An 18,428-nucleotide genomic window follows, 5' to 3' on the forward strand; every position below is an offset into this window, starting at 1 on the left:
TTGCAAGTTTACACTTGGTAGTTTACCTTTGAAAAAATATAAACCCACTATATTGCAAGCACTCAATTTTCCAAAGTTTTCGTTTCGATTCAAAAATAGCGAAAATAAAATTTCTATTTTTGATTGCATCCGCAAAAAGTTTGTGATCTTACAACCTGAAGAATGGGTACGTCAACATTGTGTTTTATACTTAATAGAAGTAAAAGGGTATCCAAAATCATTAATTAATGTTGAAAAAGAACTGGTTGTTAATGGTTTAAAAAAACGCTATGATATTGTGGTGTTTCATTCTAATGGCAACATCCATATTGTAGTAGAGTGCAAAGCCCCCGCTGTTTCTATTAATCAAACTACTTTTGACCAAATAGCGCAATACAACCGCGTTTTAAATGCCAAGTATTTAATGGTAACTAACGGTTTAAATCACTATTATTGCCAAATGGACTTTGCAAACCAACGCTATGATTTCTTAAAAGACATACCTCATTATAAATGAAAATAGCCATTGTAATATTAAATTGGAACGGAAAACACCTTTTAGAACAGTTTTTGCCGTCGGTTGTGGCATTTTCTAACAATGCAGCTATTTATGTGGCAGATAACGCCTCTACAGACAATTCAGTAAGTTTTGTGAAAACTACATACCCCAACATTCAAATTATTCAAAATAGAGAAAATGGTGGCTATGCCCAAGGATATAATGATGCGCTGCAACTTATTGATGCTGATATTTTTTGTTTGCTAAATAGTGATGTTGAAGTGACCAAAGACTGGTTAGCCCCCATTATAAATGAATTTAAAAACAACCCAAACACTGCAATCATACAACCTAAAATTTTAGATTACAACCAAAAGGATACATTTGAATACGCTGGTGCCGCAGGTGGTTTTATTGATAAATATGGCTATCCTTATTGCAGGGGACGTATTTTTAATACTATTGAAAAGGATTTGGGACAATACAATGATACTACCGATATTTTTTGGGCTTCGGGTGCCTGCCTTTTTATAAGAAGTGAAATTTTTAACGTATTAAAGGGTTTTGATACACACTTTTTTGCACATATGGAAGAAATCGACCTATGTTGGCGTGCTAAAAATAGAGAGTACAATGTTGCTTATGTTGGAGCTTCTACCATTTATCATGTTGGGGGTGCTACATTAAGTAACAGCAATCCTAAAAAAACCTATTTAAATTTTAGAAACAGCTTGTTTACGCTCACAAAAAATGCTGCAGGACATTGGTTCTTAATTATTATGGTACGTCTTATTTTTGATGGTATTGCTGGTATAAAATTTTTACTTGAAATGAAACCAAATCATACCGCCGCCATTTTAAAAGCGCACCTTAATTTTTATACCCATATAAAATATCTGCTTAAACAGCGAAAACAGTCAAAAAATAAAATAAAATATTTTCAAAGAACATCCATTGTTGTTGATTATTTCGTAAATAAGAAGAGCACTTACGAAAGTTTATGAATAGTTCGTAAAAGTTTTGTTAAGAACGTTAAAATTAATCCATTTTTACATACTTTTGTAGGTAAACAAGAAAATATTAATCCTTAAAATAATTATGAGAAAAATTCTATTACTTAGTGCATCTGCAATGTTGTTACTAAGTTCGTGCGTATCAAAAAAACAATTCACAGATCTTGAAACAAAGTACAAAGAAACTCAAGACTTACTTAATTCCGCAACCGTTAAATTAAATGCTTGTTTAGAGGACAGAGCTTCGGCAACTGCTAGAGCAACCGCATTGGAAGAGCAAGTAGCTGATTTAAGAAAAAGCAATGACAATTTACAAGTATTATCTGCCAAAGGAGCTTCTAACGTAGAGAAAACTCTAGAAAGCATTAAAGAGAAAGATTTAAAAATTACACGTTTACAAGATGCGCTTACTAAAAAAGACAGTGTAACACTAGCTTTAGTAACAAGCTTAAAACGTGAAGTTGGTATTAACGACCCAGACATTGAGGTAAATGTTGAAAAAGGTGTTGTATTTATCTCTATTGCTGATAAATTATTATTCCAAAGTGGTAGCTACATTGTAACTTCTAGAGCTAAAGAAGTTCTTGCTAAAGTAGCTAAAGTTGTAAACAGCAAGCCCGATTTTGAATGTATGGTTGAAGGTCACACAGATAACGTGCCTTACAGAAAAGAGCCTTTATTGGATAACTGGGATTTAAGTGTTAAGCGTTCTACTTCTATTATTAGAGTATTACAGGACTTAGACGTAAACCCTGCACAGTTAATCGCTGCTGGACGTAGTTCTTATGTGCCTTTAGTTGATAATGACACTGCTGAAAACAGAGCTAAAAACAGACGTACACGTATTGTTGTATTACCTAAAATCGATCAGTTCTACGACATGATTGAAAAAGAAATGAAAAACTTAGAAGCTGGTAATTAATTATCTGTTTCATTATAAGACAACTTATAGAAAAGCCCGATTTTTTTTAAATCGGGCTTTTTTTATTTAGTGTTTTGTTTATATTAAAAAGCACTTCTTAAAGGATATCTGACCAAACTGCAAGCTCATTACCCGCAGGGTCTTTAAAATGAAATCTTTTACCTCCAGGGAATGAAAAGATATCCTTAGATATAGTACCCCCATACTTTATAATAGCATCTTGTATACTCTGTAAATCCTTATGGAACAAAACCACTAGTGCTCCAATAGTGATTTCTACATCCGATCTTTCAAAACCACCATCTAAACTACCGTCATTAAATGCTGTATAATCTGGTCCGTAGTCCGTAAAACGCCAATGAAAAGTATTGATATAAAAGGCCTTTACCTTTTCAAGGTCCTTAGCCTTAAACTCAATATAATTAATACAATTGTTCACTAAAGCCATTTGTATAATGTTTTGGTTATTAAAAAATTTCTAAACTCCCCTTGCCTTCTCGTACAATAATGGGTTCGTCCTCAGACAAATCTATAACGGTTGAAGGCGCATTATCACCATACCCGCCATCTATGACCAAATCGACCAAATCATCCCACTTTTCTAAAATAAGTTCAGGATCGGTTGTGTATTCTATAACCTCATCCTCATCACGTATAGAGGTTGATATAATGGGATTTCCAAGTCTTTTTACAATTTCTAAAGCTATATTATTTGAAGGCACTCGTATTCCAACGGTTTTTTTCTTTTTAAAAGGATTGGGCAAAGTTTTAGACCCCGGAAGAATAAATGTATAAGGTCCTGGAAGCGCTCGCTTTAATATTTTAAAGGTAGATGTATCTATTTGCTTCACGTAATCACTTAAGTGACTCAAATCGTGGCATACAAAAGAAAAATTAGACTTTTCTAATTTAACTCGCTTTATTTGTGCCACACGCTCAAGGGCTTTTAGGTTGTTAATATCGCAACCTAAGCCATAAACGGTATCGGTAGGGTAAATAATGAGTCCGCCCCGTTTTAAAACAGCCACCACCTGCTCAATCGCTTTCGCATTGGGGTTTTCTTCATATATTCTAATAAACTCAGCCATAGTATAGCTAAGTTAACCTATTACTTCAAGTTTAGCAAAACGCAACAATAGTTTTTTAACACCACCGTGTTGAAATTTAATTTCTGCTTTAATATCGGCCCCAGTTCCTTCTATTTTTAAAACTTCTCCTGTACCAAAACGCATGTGTTTTACGGTATTGCCTACGGCTAATTTGCTATCAAATAAATTCGTGTGCTTAACGGCATCTGTATCGGCAACAGGTTTTAGTTTTTTAGGAGTGGTGGCTTGAAACTTGGCTGGGTCTTCTTTTTTATTTCCTTTTTTTAATATTGCTTGTTTGGCTGGCTTAAAACGTATTTTGTTAGGTTCTACATCCCCAAAAATATCGGCATCTAACATTGGGTTAAAACGGCGTTCCTCTACAGGTGTAACCACATCTAAATATTGCTCATCTATTTCCTCTATAAATCGGCTAGGTTCAGAATCCACTAGTTTGCCCCAACGGTATCTTGACAAAGCATATGTTAAATAAGCTTGTTTTTCGGCACGGGTTAACGCCACATAAAATAACCGGCGCTCTTCTTCTAGCTCACTCCGCGTACCCAAGCTCATGGCACTTGGAAATAGATCTTCCTCTAAGCCAACAATATATACATAAGGAAACTCCAAACCTTTTGCCAAGTGTATGGTCATGAGCGCTACATGATCGGTATCACCCTTATCGGTATCTAAATCTGTTGCCAAGGCTACATCCTCTAAAAACTCTGCCAAAGAACCTGTGGTGTCTGCCACTTCTTTTTGTCCTTCTACAAAGTCTTTCATACCATTTAAAAGTTCTTCAATATTTTCCATGCGGGTAACTCCCTCTGGTGTACCATCCTTTTTAAACTCCCTTATTAAACCACTGGTTCTGGTTACATGTTCTGCCAATTCAAATACATCGGCTGTTTGGTTCATAACTTGATAGCTTTCTATCATAGTAACAAAGTCCATTAACTTGCCTTTGATACCAGAGTTTACTTTAACATCGGTTTTATCGATGTTTTTCATCACTTCAAAAATGGAGCGCTTGTAACCATTGGCTGCTACTACCAACTTATCTATTGTGGTATTACCAATACCACGGGCCGGAAAGTTAATAACCCGTTTAAGTGCTTCCTCATCGGCGGGGTTAATCACCAAACGTAAATATGATAGTACATCCTTAATCTCTTTTCGTTGGTAAAAAGAAAGACCACCATAAATTCTATAAGGAATATCACGCTTTCTTAGGGCATCTTCAATAGCTCGCGATTGCGCATTGGTTCTATACAATACAGCAAAATCGCTGTTCTTTAAATGGTGTTGCATTTTGTTCTCCCAGATAGTGCTGGCAACATAGCGGCCTTCATCACCATCAGTCAACGATCTATTCACTATAATTTTTTCGCCCTCATCATTGGCCGTCCAAACCACCTTATCCAATTTGGTTTGGTTTTTATCAATAATAGAGTTGGCCGCATTTACAATGTTTTTTGTAGACCGGTAGTTCTGCTCTAAACGAAATACCTTAACATCATCATAATCTTTTTGAAAATTCAATATATTATTGATGTTCGCTCCACGAAAAGCATAAATACTTTGCGCATCGTCCCCTACTACACAAATATTTTGAAACTTATCTGACAAAGCCCTGACGATTAAATATTGTGAGTGGTTGGTATCTTGGTACTCATCAACCAAAATATACCGAAAACGGTTTTGGTATTTCATTAGCACCTCTGGAAAACGTGTTAACAGTTCGTTGGTTTTTAAGAGCAAATCATCAAAATCCATCGCACCTGCTTTAAAGCAACGCTCTACATATTCTTTATATATATCACCCAATCTAGGTCGCCTAGCCATGGTATCGGCTTCTATCAATTCAGGGTTTTGAAAATAGGCCCTAACGGTAATCAAACTGTTTTTATAAGAGGATATTCTAGATCTTATTTGTTTGTATTTGTATATATCTTTATCCAATTGCATTTCCTTGATAATGGATGCAATCAACCTATCAGAATCTTGGGTATCATAAATAGTAAAGTTGCTTGGATATCCCAATTTATCAGCTTCAATACGCAATATTTTGGCAAAAACAGAATGGAACGTTCCCATCCATAAATTTTTCGCTTCACTGTCGCCAACAATACTTGCAATACGCGCTTTCATCTCACGAGCTGCTTTATTGGTAAATGTTAAAGCTAGAATATTAAAGGCATCTACCCCTTGGTGCATTAAATAAGCAATCCTATAAGTTAATACACGTGTTTTGCCCGAACCAGCACCAGCTATCACAATCATGGGACCTTCTTTTTGCAGAGTGGGCTCTAACTGCGCGTCGTTTAACTGATTTAAATACTTCTCCAAATTACATGTTGTTTTTAAAGGTTAAAAATAGCCATTGTTGGTCGTTAAACTAAATGGAATTATCAATAATTATAAACAATTGCATACAATTTTTGCTTTGTTAAATTTTGAATATCTTTAAACAGCCTAAAGAAGGGCAAAATCCACAAACAACTTGCTTATGAGGTATTTTTTATTGTTTTTAGTGTACTTTGGAATAACCACGTGTTACGGCCAAAGTAACCTTAACATAGTATTTAAAACCATTGAGGACAAAGTAATTACGTGGCGGCGTGATTTTCACCAAAATCCAGAATTATCTAATAGGGAACATAAAACAGCCGAAAAAATTGCAACTCATTTAAAAGCCCTGGGCATGGAAGTGCAAACTGGTATAGCCCATACAGGTGTTGTTGGCATTTTAAAAGGACATTACCCTGGAAAAGTTATAGCCCTTCGTGCAGATATAGATGCCTTACCTGTTACCGAACGCAATTCGCTTCCTTTTAAATCGGAAGTCAAGACTACTTTCCTTGATACCGAAACGGGTGTTATGCATGCTTGCGGACACGATGCCCATACTGCTATTTTAATGGGTGTGGCCGAAATACTTGCCAAGCATAAAAAGGATATACACGGCACTGTGAAATTTATATTTCAACCTGCCGAGGAAGGTCCACCACCCGGTGAAGAAGGTGGTGCCAAGCTTATGATAAAAGAAGGTGTTTTAAATAATCCAAAAGTAGATGCCATTTTTGGGTTACACGTTCGTTCGGGTGTTAACGTGGGCGAAATACATTATAAACCAGGAGGCGCTATGGCAGCTGTAGAGCGTTTTTCCATTCATGTTAAAGGTAAACAAACACACGGGTCGGAACCTTGGTTGGGTGTAGACCCTATACTAATTTCTGCCAAAATAATTGATGGCCTACAAACCATTATCAGTCGCGAATCAGAATTGACCAATGAAGCTGCCGTAATTAGTGTTGGAAAAATAACCAGTGGTGTTCGTTTTAATATTATTCCTGAAAGTGCCGATTTAATAGGCACCGTTAGAACCCTAGACCCCAAAATGAAAACCTATATTATTAAACGAATGACCGAAATGACCGAAACGATTGCTAAAGCGTATGGTGGTGAAGCTACCATCAATTTTGAAAACTTTACGGCGGTTACTTATAATGATGCCCCTTTGGTTTCTAAAATGCTACCATCCTTAAAAAAGGCTGCTGGTGATGATAAAGTTATTCAGATAAAAGCTGAAACTATTGGTGAAGATTTCTCATACTACCAAGAGATTGTGCCTGGCTTTTACTTTTATATAGGTGTAAAACCTACAGATGCATCGGCACCACCCCTTCATCACACACCAGACTTTATGATTGATGAAGCTGGTTTGTTACTAGGTGTAAAAGCATTAACACATATAACTTTCGATTTTTTAAATAATTAATGATGGATACTGTATTGGATTTTTTATCAAACATTACTTGGTGGATGTGGGTTTTAATAGCCTTGGCATTAATAGCCATTAGAGATATTTTTATACAACGCAAACACACCATAAGCCACAACTTTCCCATTGTTGGACATTTGCGCTATATGCTAGAAAAAATTGGTCCAGAACTAAGGCAATATCTTGTAGCCAATAATAGAGAGGAATTGCCTTTTAACCGTATAGAACGGGGTTGGATCTATGCCTCTGCAAAAAAAGAAAACAATTACGAAGGCTTTGGTACAGATAGGGATATTTATGAACACCTGCATATTTTTATAAATAATGCAATGCTTCCGTATAAGATTGATAAGGACCACCCTAACAGCATAGATAAAAACTTTTTACCCTGTGCCAAAATTATGGGGGAATTTAATAAACGTAAAAAGCCCTACCGTCCAGCATCTATTATTAATGTTTCTGCAATGAGTTTTGGCTCATTATCTGCAAAAGCCGTTGAGTCCTTAAATAAAGGTGTAAAACTTGCAGGCGCTTATCACAATACCGGTGAAGGCGGTTTATCGCCTTATCACAGTCATGGTGGCGATGTTATCTTCCATTTTGGTACAGGTTATTTTGGTGTTCGTACAGAAGATGGAAACTTTGCTATGGATAAATTGATACAATTGGTAGAGACGTACCCCTTTATAAGAGCCATAGAAATTAAATTATCGCAAGGTGCCAAACCTGGTAAAGGCGGGGTGTTGCCTGGTGCCAAAATAACCAAGGAACTTGCTGAAATTAGAGGTGTTAAAGTTGGTAAGGATGTTTTGTCTCCACCTAACCATACAGCATTTTCAACCGTTCCTGAGCTAGTGGATTTTATAGAAGCTATTGCCGAAGCAACAGGTTTGCCAGTGGGTATTAAAGCAGCCATAGGCAAACTAGACCAATGGAAAGAACTCGCCGAGGTGATGTTAGAAACAGGAAAGGGTCCAGATTTCATTACCGTTGATGGCGGTGAAGGCGGCACAGGTGCGGCCCCTCCCAGTTTTGCAGATCATGTTTCTTTACCTTGGGTTTATGGATTTAGTGATCTTTATAAATTATTTCAAAGTAAGGGCCTTTGTGAACGTGTTGTATTTATTGGTAGTGGTAAACTTGGGTTTCCTGCCAAAGCAGCCATGGCATTTGCTATGGGGGTCGATTCTATTAATGTAGCCAGAGAGGCTATGATGAGTATTGGCTGTATACAAGCACAAATATGCCATACCAACCGATGCCCCAGTGGCGTAGCTACCCAAAACAAATGGTTGCAAGGTGGTATTGACCCTACTTTAAAATCTGAACGCCTAGCTCAATACTTTAAAACCTTTAGAAAAGAATTGATAGAGATTACACATGCAGCAGGTTACGAGCATCCATGCCAGTTTAAAATGAGTGATATTGAAATTAATGTTGATGACCATAATATCTCAAAAGAACTTGGTAGAACTTATATGTACCATAAAACCCCTGTACCGTTTACCAGTATGCAGCATTTAAAAGATTGCTTATATTTGGGTGGTGTTAAACCTAATTAACCCTTTAATTTATTAATGTTATGGATTCTGAAAGGATTATTGACCTCATTTTATTTGCTATTCCCTCATTAATTACTGGGCTCATTGCTTATTACTTCTTTAAAGAGCACACAAAAAATGAAGATGGTAGAAGACGCTTTTTATTGCATAAAGACCTGCAAGTTAATGCCCTGCCTTCAAGACTTCAAGCTTACGAGCGTATGGCTTTGTTTTTAGAACGTATTTCACCTTCAAAGCTGCTTATACGAATCCCTCCAAAATCGGCAAACAAAGAAGCTTACGAAACCTTACTCATTCAAAATATTGAACAAGAGTTTGAGCATAATCTTGCCCAACAAATTTACGTAAGTGAAAGATGCTGGAATATTATAAATACAGCTAAAAATGCTACCATTCAATTGATACGAAAAGCTAGCCTTTTGGAGAAAACAAATACGGCAGATAAACTTAGGGAAGTTGTTTTAACAGAAATGATGGAACGACGCTCACCCAGTGATGCTGCACTGTCATTCTTAAAAAGTGAAGTTGAACAAATTTGGTAGTTAATCTTCTAACTGGCTTAGCTCTTGGTTTTTATATTTTGCAAACTCATATCCGCTTTGCCACCATTCAGACATCTTTTTTTTGTTAAAAATTAAGGAATTAGTGGTTAATACTGTTGGTGTGTAGTAAAAGTTTATAATAGCATTATTATGTGCAGCTACATGCTTACCTATTTTTATGTTTTGCGATTCAATTCTATCTAACATAAACGTAAACATATTTGTCATTAACGAAAAAGGGTTTCTTGATGGCATTCTGTTATACTGTGTTACCTCTGTTTGCAATATAATGGCATCAACCTCTTTGGCTCCTCTGTTAATAGCTTCTTCAATGGGCACCATGTTTCCCAGTCCGCCATCGGCATATTCACAACCATTCTTTTTTACCAACGACATAAACGGTGTATAATTACAGGATATCCATACCCACTCACAAAAGGCATCATAATCATAATCCTTTAAGCTTTTATATTCAACATGGTTAAGCGAAAGATTAGAAACCGTAACAACAATATCTTTATCAGAATGCTTTAAGTCCTCAAAATCTGCCTGTGTTAAAGTCTCTTTTATAAGCTTTTTAAGGTTATAGCTTTCACCAAAGGTTTTACTGCCCCTAATAAAGTTTATAAGTACGTTAATATGATTTATCGCAATGTTTTGGCTACCATGTTTTTGTTTAACAACAAAAGGGCACACATTAAAAATACTATGGTTGGTTACATTCGTGTAAACCGATTTTATTTTAGCTATTTTATTCAATGCCAAATGCGATACCAACAAACTTCCCGTAGAAGTCCCGATATAAATTTGGTAATCCCGGTTTAACTCCTTAATAAGGTATTGTGCCACACCGCCAGCAAATGCTCCTTTACTACCACCTCCTGATATCACTAATGCCTTCATCTTTAATGTTATATTTACTGTTTAGTTGTTGTTTTAGTTAACATGGCCTTGGCAAATTTTGAAAACTGCCAATTATGATGCGTCGTTGCTTGTTGTAAATGTTCCAAACATGTATTGTTGCAAGCCTGAATCAAATTTAAGTATTGAAACGCGTTTAACCTTACTTCAAAACCATATTTTGGCGACGTGTATTCTAATAACTCTTTAAAATACAATTTTTTACTGTTTGTTTCAAATGCTTCGGTCACCAACGCAAGTGCCAACCAAAGTGTACGAACGTTTTTATTATTAAACCCTACAAGATTACGTGTTCTTTCTAAATACGCTACTCTATCTTCGGGATAGTTATTCCACAAATTATACAAAGCCGTCTCTATAGTTATATAGGATTTGTCATTTAAAAGTGACTCATATGAAGCCTTTAAGTTCTCAGGTATTTTAGTTAAATGTTTAGCTATGGCCTGGCGTACCTTTATGCTATTTTTAAAATCTGCGTTAGTTATTTCATCTGGGGCTTGCGCCATCACTTTGGCTTTAGCTTCTTCCGAAATTCCAGAACTTAGATAGTCTTTACAGCGCGATGTGTAAACCTCACAATCTACCATTTGATACTCTTGAATGAATGTGGACTTGTTTAAACTGGCAAATACTTTTTCCTTATCAAATTCCTTGCTTATTAACCATTGGTCTACAAATGCCTTTAAATTTTGTCCGCTAGCCTGCTCAACCTCCCATATAAAATCATTGGTCTCTACGTTTTTAAATTGATGTTTTAAAAGATAGTTCTTCACAGCGGTCTTAAAAGCGGTATCCCCAACCTTTTCACGTAAAATATGCAATACCCAAGCGCCCTTTTTGTAAAATGTTGTGCTACTCGATTTTGGGTCTAATAGTGACGTGCTTTGTCCTGCTAAGTCTTGTTCAATCAATTCGTGTGCATATTCATATAAACGCCAGTAGTAATAATTATCTCCAAACACGGCCTTTTCAGCCAGAAGCGCATAATAGGTAGCAAAACCTTCTTGTAACCAATGGTGTGTTCCAGAAGTTTCTGTTACCAGATCGCCAAACCACTGGTGTGCCAACTCATGGGCATTTACATTTACATAATTTTTATCTACAAATCCAATAGAATCAATTACGTACCCATCCGAAAATATCGTGGCACTCGTATTCTCCATACCTGCATATAAAAAGTCTTTTACCGGTACTTGCTTATAGTTTTGCCACGGGTATGGCACCCCAATTTCTTCTTCTAAAAAATCGAACATCTTCTTGGTATAGCGGTATGTAGGCTCTACCTTTAAAGAATCCTCTGGATAATAATACATTTCTAAAGGCACTCCACTATTAGAGCTTACCGTATTTTTGGTATAATTACCAATGGCCAAAGCCAATAGGTAGCTAGACATGGGTTGTTGCATATCATAGTGCCAAGTTACAATATCGTCATTAAACTCTTTACCCACCAGTTTCCCATTGGCAATAACTTGGTAGGCTTTATTAAAAGTAACAGTTAAATCAAACACAACCTTCTCGTCCATTGCATCAAAACTAGGCAGCCAATTACTAGTGTACTTGCCTTGGCCCTGTGTCCAGATTTGTTTATTGCCTTCATCAAACTCCCAATCAATAAAATACATGGCTTTTTTAGGGGTGGTTTCCCAAGCAATCTCTAAGGTGTGTGTACTATTTGCTTTAAATGGGTGTTTTACAATCAATTGCTTACCATTATATAAACTGTCTTTAAACTGTCCATCAAGCAGGTATTCAATATGCCTAAACCCGTTGGCATCAACAAATACAGAATCTGTATCCCTTAACACCTTAAACTCATAAACAATCGTACCACCAACCGTTTTTGCTTTTAAATCTTTAAAAATAATATCTGCTTTACCCGTTACAAAATCAACATCACGGGTTTGCTGTGCCCCAATAAAACTGGCAATGAAAAGCAATTTAATAAGTAGGAGCTGTTTCATACAATAAAGGTAGCAATCATTAAGCCAAAATACATAAATTTTCTATTTTCTGAATTGCCTGAAAAGGTTTAAATTCGTCTTCTATGACTACAAATCTTCAAACTCCCATAGACTATTTAAAAGGCGTTGGTCCTAATAGAGCCGATTTGCTGCGCAAGGAGTTAGGCATACACACCTACCAGGATTTGATAAATTTATTTCCTAATAGATATTTAGATCGTACCCAATATTATAAAACCAACCAATTACAACGCAATAATGCCGATGTACAGGTTATTGGTAAAATAGTAGCCTTTAAAGAAGTGTCGCAAAAACAAGGAAAGCGTTTAGTGGCAACCTTTCAAGACGATACTGGTAGCATGGAACTTGTTTGGTTTCGAGGCCACAAATGGATTCGTGAAAACCTAAAACTAAATAAACCCTATGTAGCCTTTGGGAAAACCAATTGGTTTAACGGTAAGTTTTCCATGCCCCACCCCGAAATGGAATTGTTGGAAGAACATGAAAAGAATTTACGTTCGGCTATGCAACCGGTTTACCCTTCTACAGAAAAGCTTTCAAACAAAGGCATTACCAACAGGATAGTGAGCAAAATTATTCAACAATTATTTATAGAAACCAACGGGAAGTTTTCCGAAACACTTTCAAGCAACATAAGATCTGAATTAAAATTACTCCCAAAAAGTGAGGCCCTGTTTAATGTGCACTTCCCAAAAAGCCAAGAACTATTATCCCGTGCTCAATTTCGTTTAAAGTTTGAGGAGTTTTTTTATATCCAATTACAACTCATTATTAAAAACCATATTCAAAAAACAAAAATAAAAGGCTTCCCTTTTAAAAAGGTTGGCGACTACTTTAATACATTTTTTAATGCGCATTTACCCTTTGAATTAACCAATGCACAAAAACGCGTTTTAAAAGAAATTAGAGCCGATTTAGGAAGCAATGCACAAATGAACCGTTTATTACAAGGTGATGTAGGTTCTGGGAAGACCATTGTTGCACTCATGTCAATGTTAATCGCACTTGACAACGGTTTTCAAGCTTGTTTAATGGCGCCGACTGAAATTTTGTCAGTTCAACATTATAACAATTTACATGAACTGTGTAATGAATTGAATATCAGTATAAAACTATTAACTGGGTCAAGTAAAACTTCAGAACGTAAAGCAATTCATGAATCTTTAGAAAATGGCTCATTACAAATCCTAATAGGTACCCATGCGCTATTGGAAAACAAAGTAAAATTTAAAAATTTAGGGCTAGCCATTATAGATGAACAACACCGATTTGGAGTTGCACAACGTAGTAAACTGTGGCATAAAAACACCTCGCCACCACATGTTTTAATTATGACGGCCACCCCTATTCCCCGAACATTGGCTATGTCTGTTTATGGTGATTTAGACATATCGGTGATTGATGAACTCCCAGCTGGAAGAAAACCTGTAAAAACAGTACACCGTTATGATAAAAACAGACTCAATGTTTTTAAGTTTATAAGAGATGAGATCGCTAAAGGCCGACAAATTTATATTGTATATCCGCTTATTCAGGAAAGCGAAACCATGGATTATAAGGATCTAATGGATGGTTACGAAAGCATTGTTAGAGATTTTCCCATGCCCAATTACCAGGTATCTATTGTACACGGTAAAATGAAACCTGCCGATAAAGATTATGAAATGCAGCGCTTTGTTAAAGGAGAAACGCAAATTATGGTAGCCACTACCGTTATAGAAGTAGGCGTAAATGTGCCCAACGCTTCTGTAATGATCATTGAAAGTGCTGAACGATTTGGGTTATCGCAACTCCATCAGTTACGCGGACGCGTAGGCCGTGGTGCTGAACAAAGCTATTGTATATTAATGACCGGCCATAAGTTGAGCAACGATAGTAAAATTCGTTTGGAAACTATGGTAAGGACAAGTGATGGTTTTGAGATTGCCGAAGTAGATTTACGCCTACGAGGCCCTGGTGATATTATGGGTACCCAACAAAGTGGGGTGCTTAATCTAAAGATTGCCGACATTATAAAGGACAAAGACATCCTGCAAACCGCACGCTTTTATGCCAAGAAAATTATAAAAGAAGACCCTACGCTTTCCAATAGTGACAATAAAGTTATTCTAAGCACTTACAAAGCTTTAAGTAAGTATAGGAACATCTGGAATTACATTAGTTAAAACCAAAATAAACATATAATAAAGCCCAGCTAAAAATAACTGGGCCTTTAGAGTGACTGTTAGTAGTTTGATTAATGAAATTTATAATGCATCCAATTCAGCTAACAGTTTTTCCGAATTGGCTTTTACATTCGCAGGAGGATTGAGTGATAATGATTTTTTTAAGTTCTTAATAGCATTTTTCTTGTCGCCCATAGTTTTATAACACTCCCCAAGGCTATCATAAGAATTAGCATCCGTTGGGTTATTGGCAACATTTAATTTAAAATATTTCAAGGCACGGTCATAATCCTTAATACCTAGCATTTGGTAGCCTAGAGTGTTTAGCTGATTTTTATTGGCCATTGCAGCAGCCTCATCCATTAAAGCCGCATATGCATCCGGTTTACCAAGTTTATTAAGGATTTGACCTTTAAGTGCCAAGTTGTTAAATGTTTTCTGGCTGTAAAAATTACCCGCAATGGCTCCATCTACCCATCCAAGGGCCTCATTTAAATCGCCACCATTATTCAAAGCAAAGCGTGCAGCCTGTTCCCAGTTTTGTCGGGTAAAGCCTTTTTGCCCTTTTAATTTATGTCTAAAATCGTTTAAAACAATTTCGGTCACATTAAATTCAATCTTAAAAGGAATGGCTTTCTTTTCCCAAATTAATGAAGCCTCGGTAACATTAGGACTTACAGAAGTAAACTCATAAGTTAGTAATTCTTTGTGGGGCACTGTTTTTGTTTCCACATCGGCCCGTAATGCATCTTGGGATTTGTCATAAAAAAAACTTCCCCAAGCATCGGCATCATGTGATAAAATAATTGTTGCGTGGTTATCATCCTTTACATTTATATGAAAACCATAAGTTCCTGCCTTAATAGGCTTGCCTTCTACCTTGGCATCATGTGTAAAAGTAATAGTTGTATTCTCGTCTGCTCCAGCACGCCAAGGCGCTTCAGTAGCCGTTCCAAAACCTAAATTGTTCATGCCAAAAGGGACAAGTTTGCCCCAAATTTCACGTCCTTTAACACTAGGTCTGGAATAATTTATAGTAACATCGGAAATACCAACCCGTTGCGATACGGTGGCATGTTGACTCCCCCTTGGAGCATCTAATTGAGCAAATGTGCTATAACTTGCAGCAAGCATAAAGCACACAAAAAGTGAGGTAATGCAGTTGTTTTTCATATTGATTGACAGTTTATTGATTTGATAAACAAGTTATTGACAAAAACCCACCATAGATGTTATCGTTTTGTTAAAGAATAGGACCACACTGTTAATTAACTATTTCTTAAGAACAATTTAACAACCTAAAAAGTATCTCAATCAGAATGTTTAACTTTGCCTGTTTTTATATTTTACCTAGCGCTTTAGAATGATAAACATTCATAAAAAAACATTACAGGATTTAGAGTTCCCAACCGTTTTACAACAGGTTAGCGAGCATTGTATTACCCCATTGGGTCAAGAAAAAGCATTACAAATAGCCCCCTATAAAACCAAAGAAACCTTACTTACCAGCTTGCAGCTAACCAACGAGTACCTAGCGTCTTTTTATAACGATAACCGTATTCCCAACCACGGTTTCGATTCCATTACAAAAGAAATTAAGCTATTACATATAGAAAACACCTATCTGGAAGTCCATAGCTTAAAAAAGATTGTGGCCATTTCACAAACTACAAACGACATTATTATCTTCTTAAATAAGTTTGAGGAATACTACCCCAACCTAAAAGATTATGCCTCGCATATAGAAGTCACTAAAGTACTTATTGAAAAGATTGATGCCATAGTAGACCGCTTTGGAGATATAAAGGACCAAGCATCTAACTTGCTTTTTGATTTAAGGCAATCCATTAACAGTGTTAAAGGCAAAATAAATCAAAGCTTTGCTACTGCACTAAATATGTATCATGGGCTGGATTATTTAGATGAGATCCGCGAATCGGTTATCGAGAATAAGCGTGTACTGGCCGTAAAAGCCATGTACAGGCGCAAAGTAAAAGGCAACATTATGGGCAGTAGCAAAACAGGTAGCATTGTTTATATGGAGCCCGAAACCACGCTTAAGTACTCCAGGGAGCTCAACAATCTAGAATACGAAGAACAAGAAGAAATAACTAGAATACTAAAAGAAGTCACCAATTATATTCGGCCATTTTTGCCCTTACTGGAACAGTACCAGGCATTTTTAATACACCTAGATGTTATTGCTGCCAAGGCAAAATACGCCCGTTCCATGAATGCCATTCTCCCTCAACTATCTGAAGAAAAAAGCATGTATCTGCGGGATGCCTACCATCCACTTCTCTATTTAACCAATTTAGAGAAGCAAGAAAAAACATTTCCGCAAACCATAGGATTAAAGCAAGATAGCCGTATTATAGTTATTTCTGGCCCCAATGCCGGTGGCAAAAGCATTACCCTTAAAACCGTTGGGCTATTACAGGTTATGCTACAAAGCGGTATGCTTATTCCTGTGCACGAACGCAGTAAGGTATGCTTATTTGATAGGGTTTTAAGCGATATAGGCGACAACCAATCCATTGAAAACCATTTAAGCACCTACAGTTACCGCCTAAAGCAAATGAATTACTTTTTGAAGAAGTGCAATAAAAGCACCCTTTTTTTAATAGATGAATTTGGTACTGGTAGCGACCCCGAACTTGGTGGGGCTTTGGCCGAAACATTTCTGGAGGAATTTTACCATCGGGAAGCCTTTGGTATCATTACTACCCATTATTCCAATTTAAAAATATTGGCCAATGAGTTGCCCTACATGCTCAATGCCAATATGTTGTTTGATGAACGTACCCTAGAACCCCTGTTCAAGCTGGTTATAGGCCAAGCAGGAAGCTCGTTTACCTTTGAGGTTGCACAAAAAAACGGCATTCCTTATGGATTGATAAACCGTGCTAAAAAGAAGATAGAACGCAGTAAAGTACGCTTTGATGCCACCATAGCAAAACTGCAAAAAGAACGCTCTAAGCTTGAAAAAACAGGTGAATCCCTAAAACAAAATGAAAAAAAGACCAGCGAAGAAGCCAACCGATTAGAAGAAATAAATGCCAAAATACAAAAGAAGCTAGAAAGCTACCAAGAGCTGTATGACAGTAACCAACGCTTAATTTACTTAGGCCAAAAAGTTAATGACCTGGCAGAAAAGTATTTTAACAACAAGCAAAAGCGCGAGCTAATGAGCGAACTATTTAAAATAGTACAGATAGAAAACTCCAAACGCAAACGCACCACTGCCAAAGAGACCAAAGCCATTAAGGCCAAAGAGCAACAAGTAAAGCAAGAAGCCGAGAAAGTTGTTAAAGTTATCCGCAAGAAGAAAAAAGAAGCCAAAAAGAAAGCCGTTGAAGCACCCAAACCCAAAGTGACATTAAAGGTAGGCGACAGGGTTCGTATGGAAGATGGTCGTGCCATTGGCAGTATTGATAAAATAGAGAAAAACAAAGCCGTAGTTAATTATGGCATGTTTACCACCAATGTAAGCCTGGAACAATTGGAATTGGTAGAAGCTGTAAAAAAATAAGCCATACCTTTACAACATGCATATCCAACTCCCCCAACATAAGAAACTCATTTTGTTTGATGGCGTTTGCAACCTCTGTAACAACAGTGTGCAATACGTGATTAAGCACGATAAAAAAAATGTATTTATGTTTACAGCATTGCAAAGCGATGCCGGACAACAACTTATAAAAGCATATGATATTGATACTGCTAAAACAGATTCCATTATTCTCTATACACCCAATAAGGGGCTTTGTTTTAAATCTACCGCTGCTTTAAAAATCGCTTACCATTTGGGTTTTCCCCAAGCGTTACTAAGTGTATTTTTAATTGTACCGCCCTTTATTCGCAATGCGGTTTACGATTACATAGCCAAAAACCGCTATAAATGGTATGGCAAAAAAGAAGCTTGCATGGTACCCACCCCAGAATTGAGAAGTAAATTTTTGGAATAG

At 36.7% G+C, this 18,428-nt stretch carries 15 protein-coding genes; 9 read left to right on the forward strand and 6 right to left on the reverse strand.

The genetic code is table 11. The annotated features are described in order from the left end of the window. Positions 1–52 precede the first annotated feature (52 nt). The 3 genes from AC5SR4_RS15965 to AC5SR4_RS15975 all read left to right on the forward strand — a co-directional run bounded on the left by AC5SR4_RS15965 (position 53) and on the right by AC5SR4_RS15975 (position 2,413). Positions 53–496: a type I restriction enzyme HsdR N-terminal domain-containing protein gene (locus AC5SR4_RS15965; protein WP_495359199.1), complete on the forward strand. Its 444-nt coding sequence runs from the start codon at positions 53–55 to the stop codon at positions 494–496. Further along, positions 493–1,482 carry a glycosyltransferase family 2 protein gene (locus AC5SR4_RS15970; protein ID WP_495357279.1) on the forward strand — a complete coding sequence of 330 codons (990 nt, stop codon included), beginning with the start codon at positions 493–495 and terminating at the stop codon, positions 1,480–1,482. Before AC5SR4_RS15965 ends, AC5SR4_RS15970 begins: the two co-directional genes overlap by 4 nt. Positions 1,483–1,576: 94 nt before the next feature. Next, on the forward strand, positions 1,577–2,413 hold the full coding sequence (locus AC5SR4_RS15975; protein ID WP_495357280.1) for an OmpA/MotB family protein: 837 nt from the start codon (positions 1,577–1,579) through the stop codon (positions 2,411–2,413). Positions 2,414–2,510: 97 nt separating this feature from the next. Here AC5SR4_RS15975 and AC5SR4_RS15980 read toward each other — a convergent pair whose 3' ends face one another. Genes AC5SR4_RS15980 through AC5SR4_RS15990 form a run of 3 tightly spaced genes read right to left on the reverse strand, consistent with a single transcriptional unit; the run spans position 2,511 to position 5,850 of the window. Continuing rightward, positions 2,511–2,861: a VOC family protein gene (locus AC5SR4_RS15980; RefSeq protein ID WP_495357281.1), complete on the reverse strand. Its 351-nt coding sequence runs from the start codon at positions 2,859–2,861 to the stop codon at positions 2,511–2,513. A gap of 19 nt (positions 2,862–2,880) precedes the next feature. Next, a complete protein-coding gene (locus AC5SR4_RS15985) occupies positions 2,881–3,501 on the reverse strand; it encodes an L-threonylcarbamoyladenylate synthase (protein WP_495357282.1) in 621 nt (206 codons plus the stop codon). A 12-nt stretch (positions 3,502–3,513) separates the two neighbouring features. Beyond that, positions 3,514–5,850, reverse strand: a complete 2,337-nt coding sequence (locus AC5SR4_RS15990) for an ATP-dependent helicase (RefSeq protein ID WP_495357283.1) — start codon at positions 5,848–5,850, stop codon at positions 3,514–3,516. Between the two features lie 160 nt (positions 5,851–6,010). Between AC5SR4_RS15990 and AC5SR4_RS15995 the strand changes: the two genes are divergently transcribed. From AC5SR4_RS15995 to AC5SR4_RS16005, 3 genes are read left to right on the forward strand one after another with little or no spacing between them, the layout of a single operon-like run. After that, positions 6,011–7,282 carry an amidohydrolase gene (locus AC5SR4_RS15995; protein WP_495357284.1) on the forward strand — a complete coding sequence of 424 codons (1,272 nt, stop codon included), beginning with the start codon at positions 6,011–6,013 and terminating at the stop codon, positions 7,280–7,282. A 2-nt stretch (positions 7,283–7,284) separates the two neighbouring features. Continuing rightward, positions 7,285–8,847 (forward strand): FMN-binding glutamate synthase family protein, encoded by a 1,563-nt coding sequence (locus AC5SR4_RS16000; RefSeq protein ID WP_495359200.1) that lies wholly within the window; start codon positions 7,285–7,287, stop codon positions 8,845–8,847. Between the two features lie 20 nt (positions 8,848–8,867). Further along, complete coding sequence (locus tag AC5SR4_RS16005; protein WP_495357285.1) at positions 8,868–9,389, forward strand: DUF7935 family protein; 522 nt, start codon at positions 8,868–8,870, stop codon at positions 9,387–9,389. Here AC5SR4_RS16005 and AC5SR4_RS16010 read toward each other — a convergent pair whose 3' ends face one another. Next, entirely contained in the window at positions 9,390–10,292 is a 903-nt protein-coding gene (locus tag AC5SR4_RS16010) for a patatin-like phospholipase family protein (RefSeq protein ID WP_495357286.1), read from the reverse strand. A 14-nt stretch (positions 10,293–10,306) separates the two neighbouring features. After that, the gene (locus AC5SR4_RS16015) at positions 10,307–12,274 is read right to left on the reverse strand and encodes a M1 family metallopeptidase (RefSeq protein WP_495357287.1); all 1,968 of its coding nucleotides are present in this window, start codon (positions 12,272–12,274) and stop codon (positions 10,307–10,309) included. An 83-nt stretch (positions 12,275–12,357) separates the two neighbouring features. Here AC5SR4_RS16015 and recG point away from each other — a divergent pair, with 83 nt between their 5' ends. Beyond that, complete coding sequence (gene recG, locus AC5SR4_RS16020; RefSeq protein WP_495357288.1) at positions 12,358–14,460, forward strand: ATP-dependent DNA helicase RecG; 2,103 nt, start codon at positions 12,358–12,360, stop codon at positions 14,458–14,460. Between the two features lie 81 nt (positions 14,461–14,541). Here the strand turns inward: recG and AC5SR4_RS16025 are convergent, their stop codons facing one another. Beyond that, positions 14,542–15,633: a DUF2911 domain-containing protein gene (locus tag AC5SR4_RS16025; protein ID WP_495357289.1), complete on the reverse strand. Its 1,092-nt coding sequence runs from the start codon at positions 15,631–15,633 to the stop codon at positions 14,542–14,544. Positions 15,634–15,823: 190 nt separating this feature from the next. Here AC5SR4_RS16025 and AC5SR4_RS16030 point away from each other — a divergent pair, with 190 nt between their 5' ends. Both AC5SR4_RS16030 and AC5SR4_RS16035 read left to right on the forward strand, forming a co-directional pair. Then, positions 15,824–17,992, forward strand: a complete 2,169-nt coding sequence (locus AC5SR4_RS16030; protein ID WP_495357290.1) for an endonuclease MutS2 — start codon at positions 15,824–15,826, stop codon at positions 17,990–17,992. A 16-nt stretch (positions 17,993–18,008) separates the two neighbouring features. Then, entirely contained in the window at positions 18,009–18,428 is a 420-nt protein-coding gene (locus AC5SR4_RS16035; protein ID WP_495357291.1) for a thiol-disulfide oxidoreductase DCC family protein, read from the forward strand.

Source organism: Aestuariibaculum scopimerae (genome assembly GCF_059428085.1).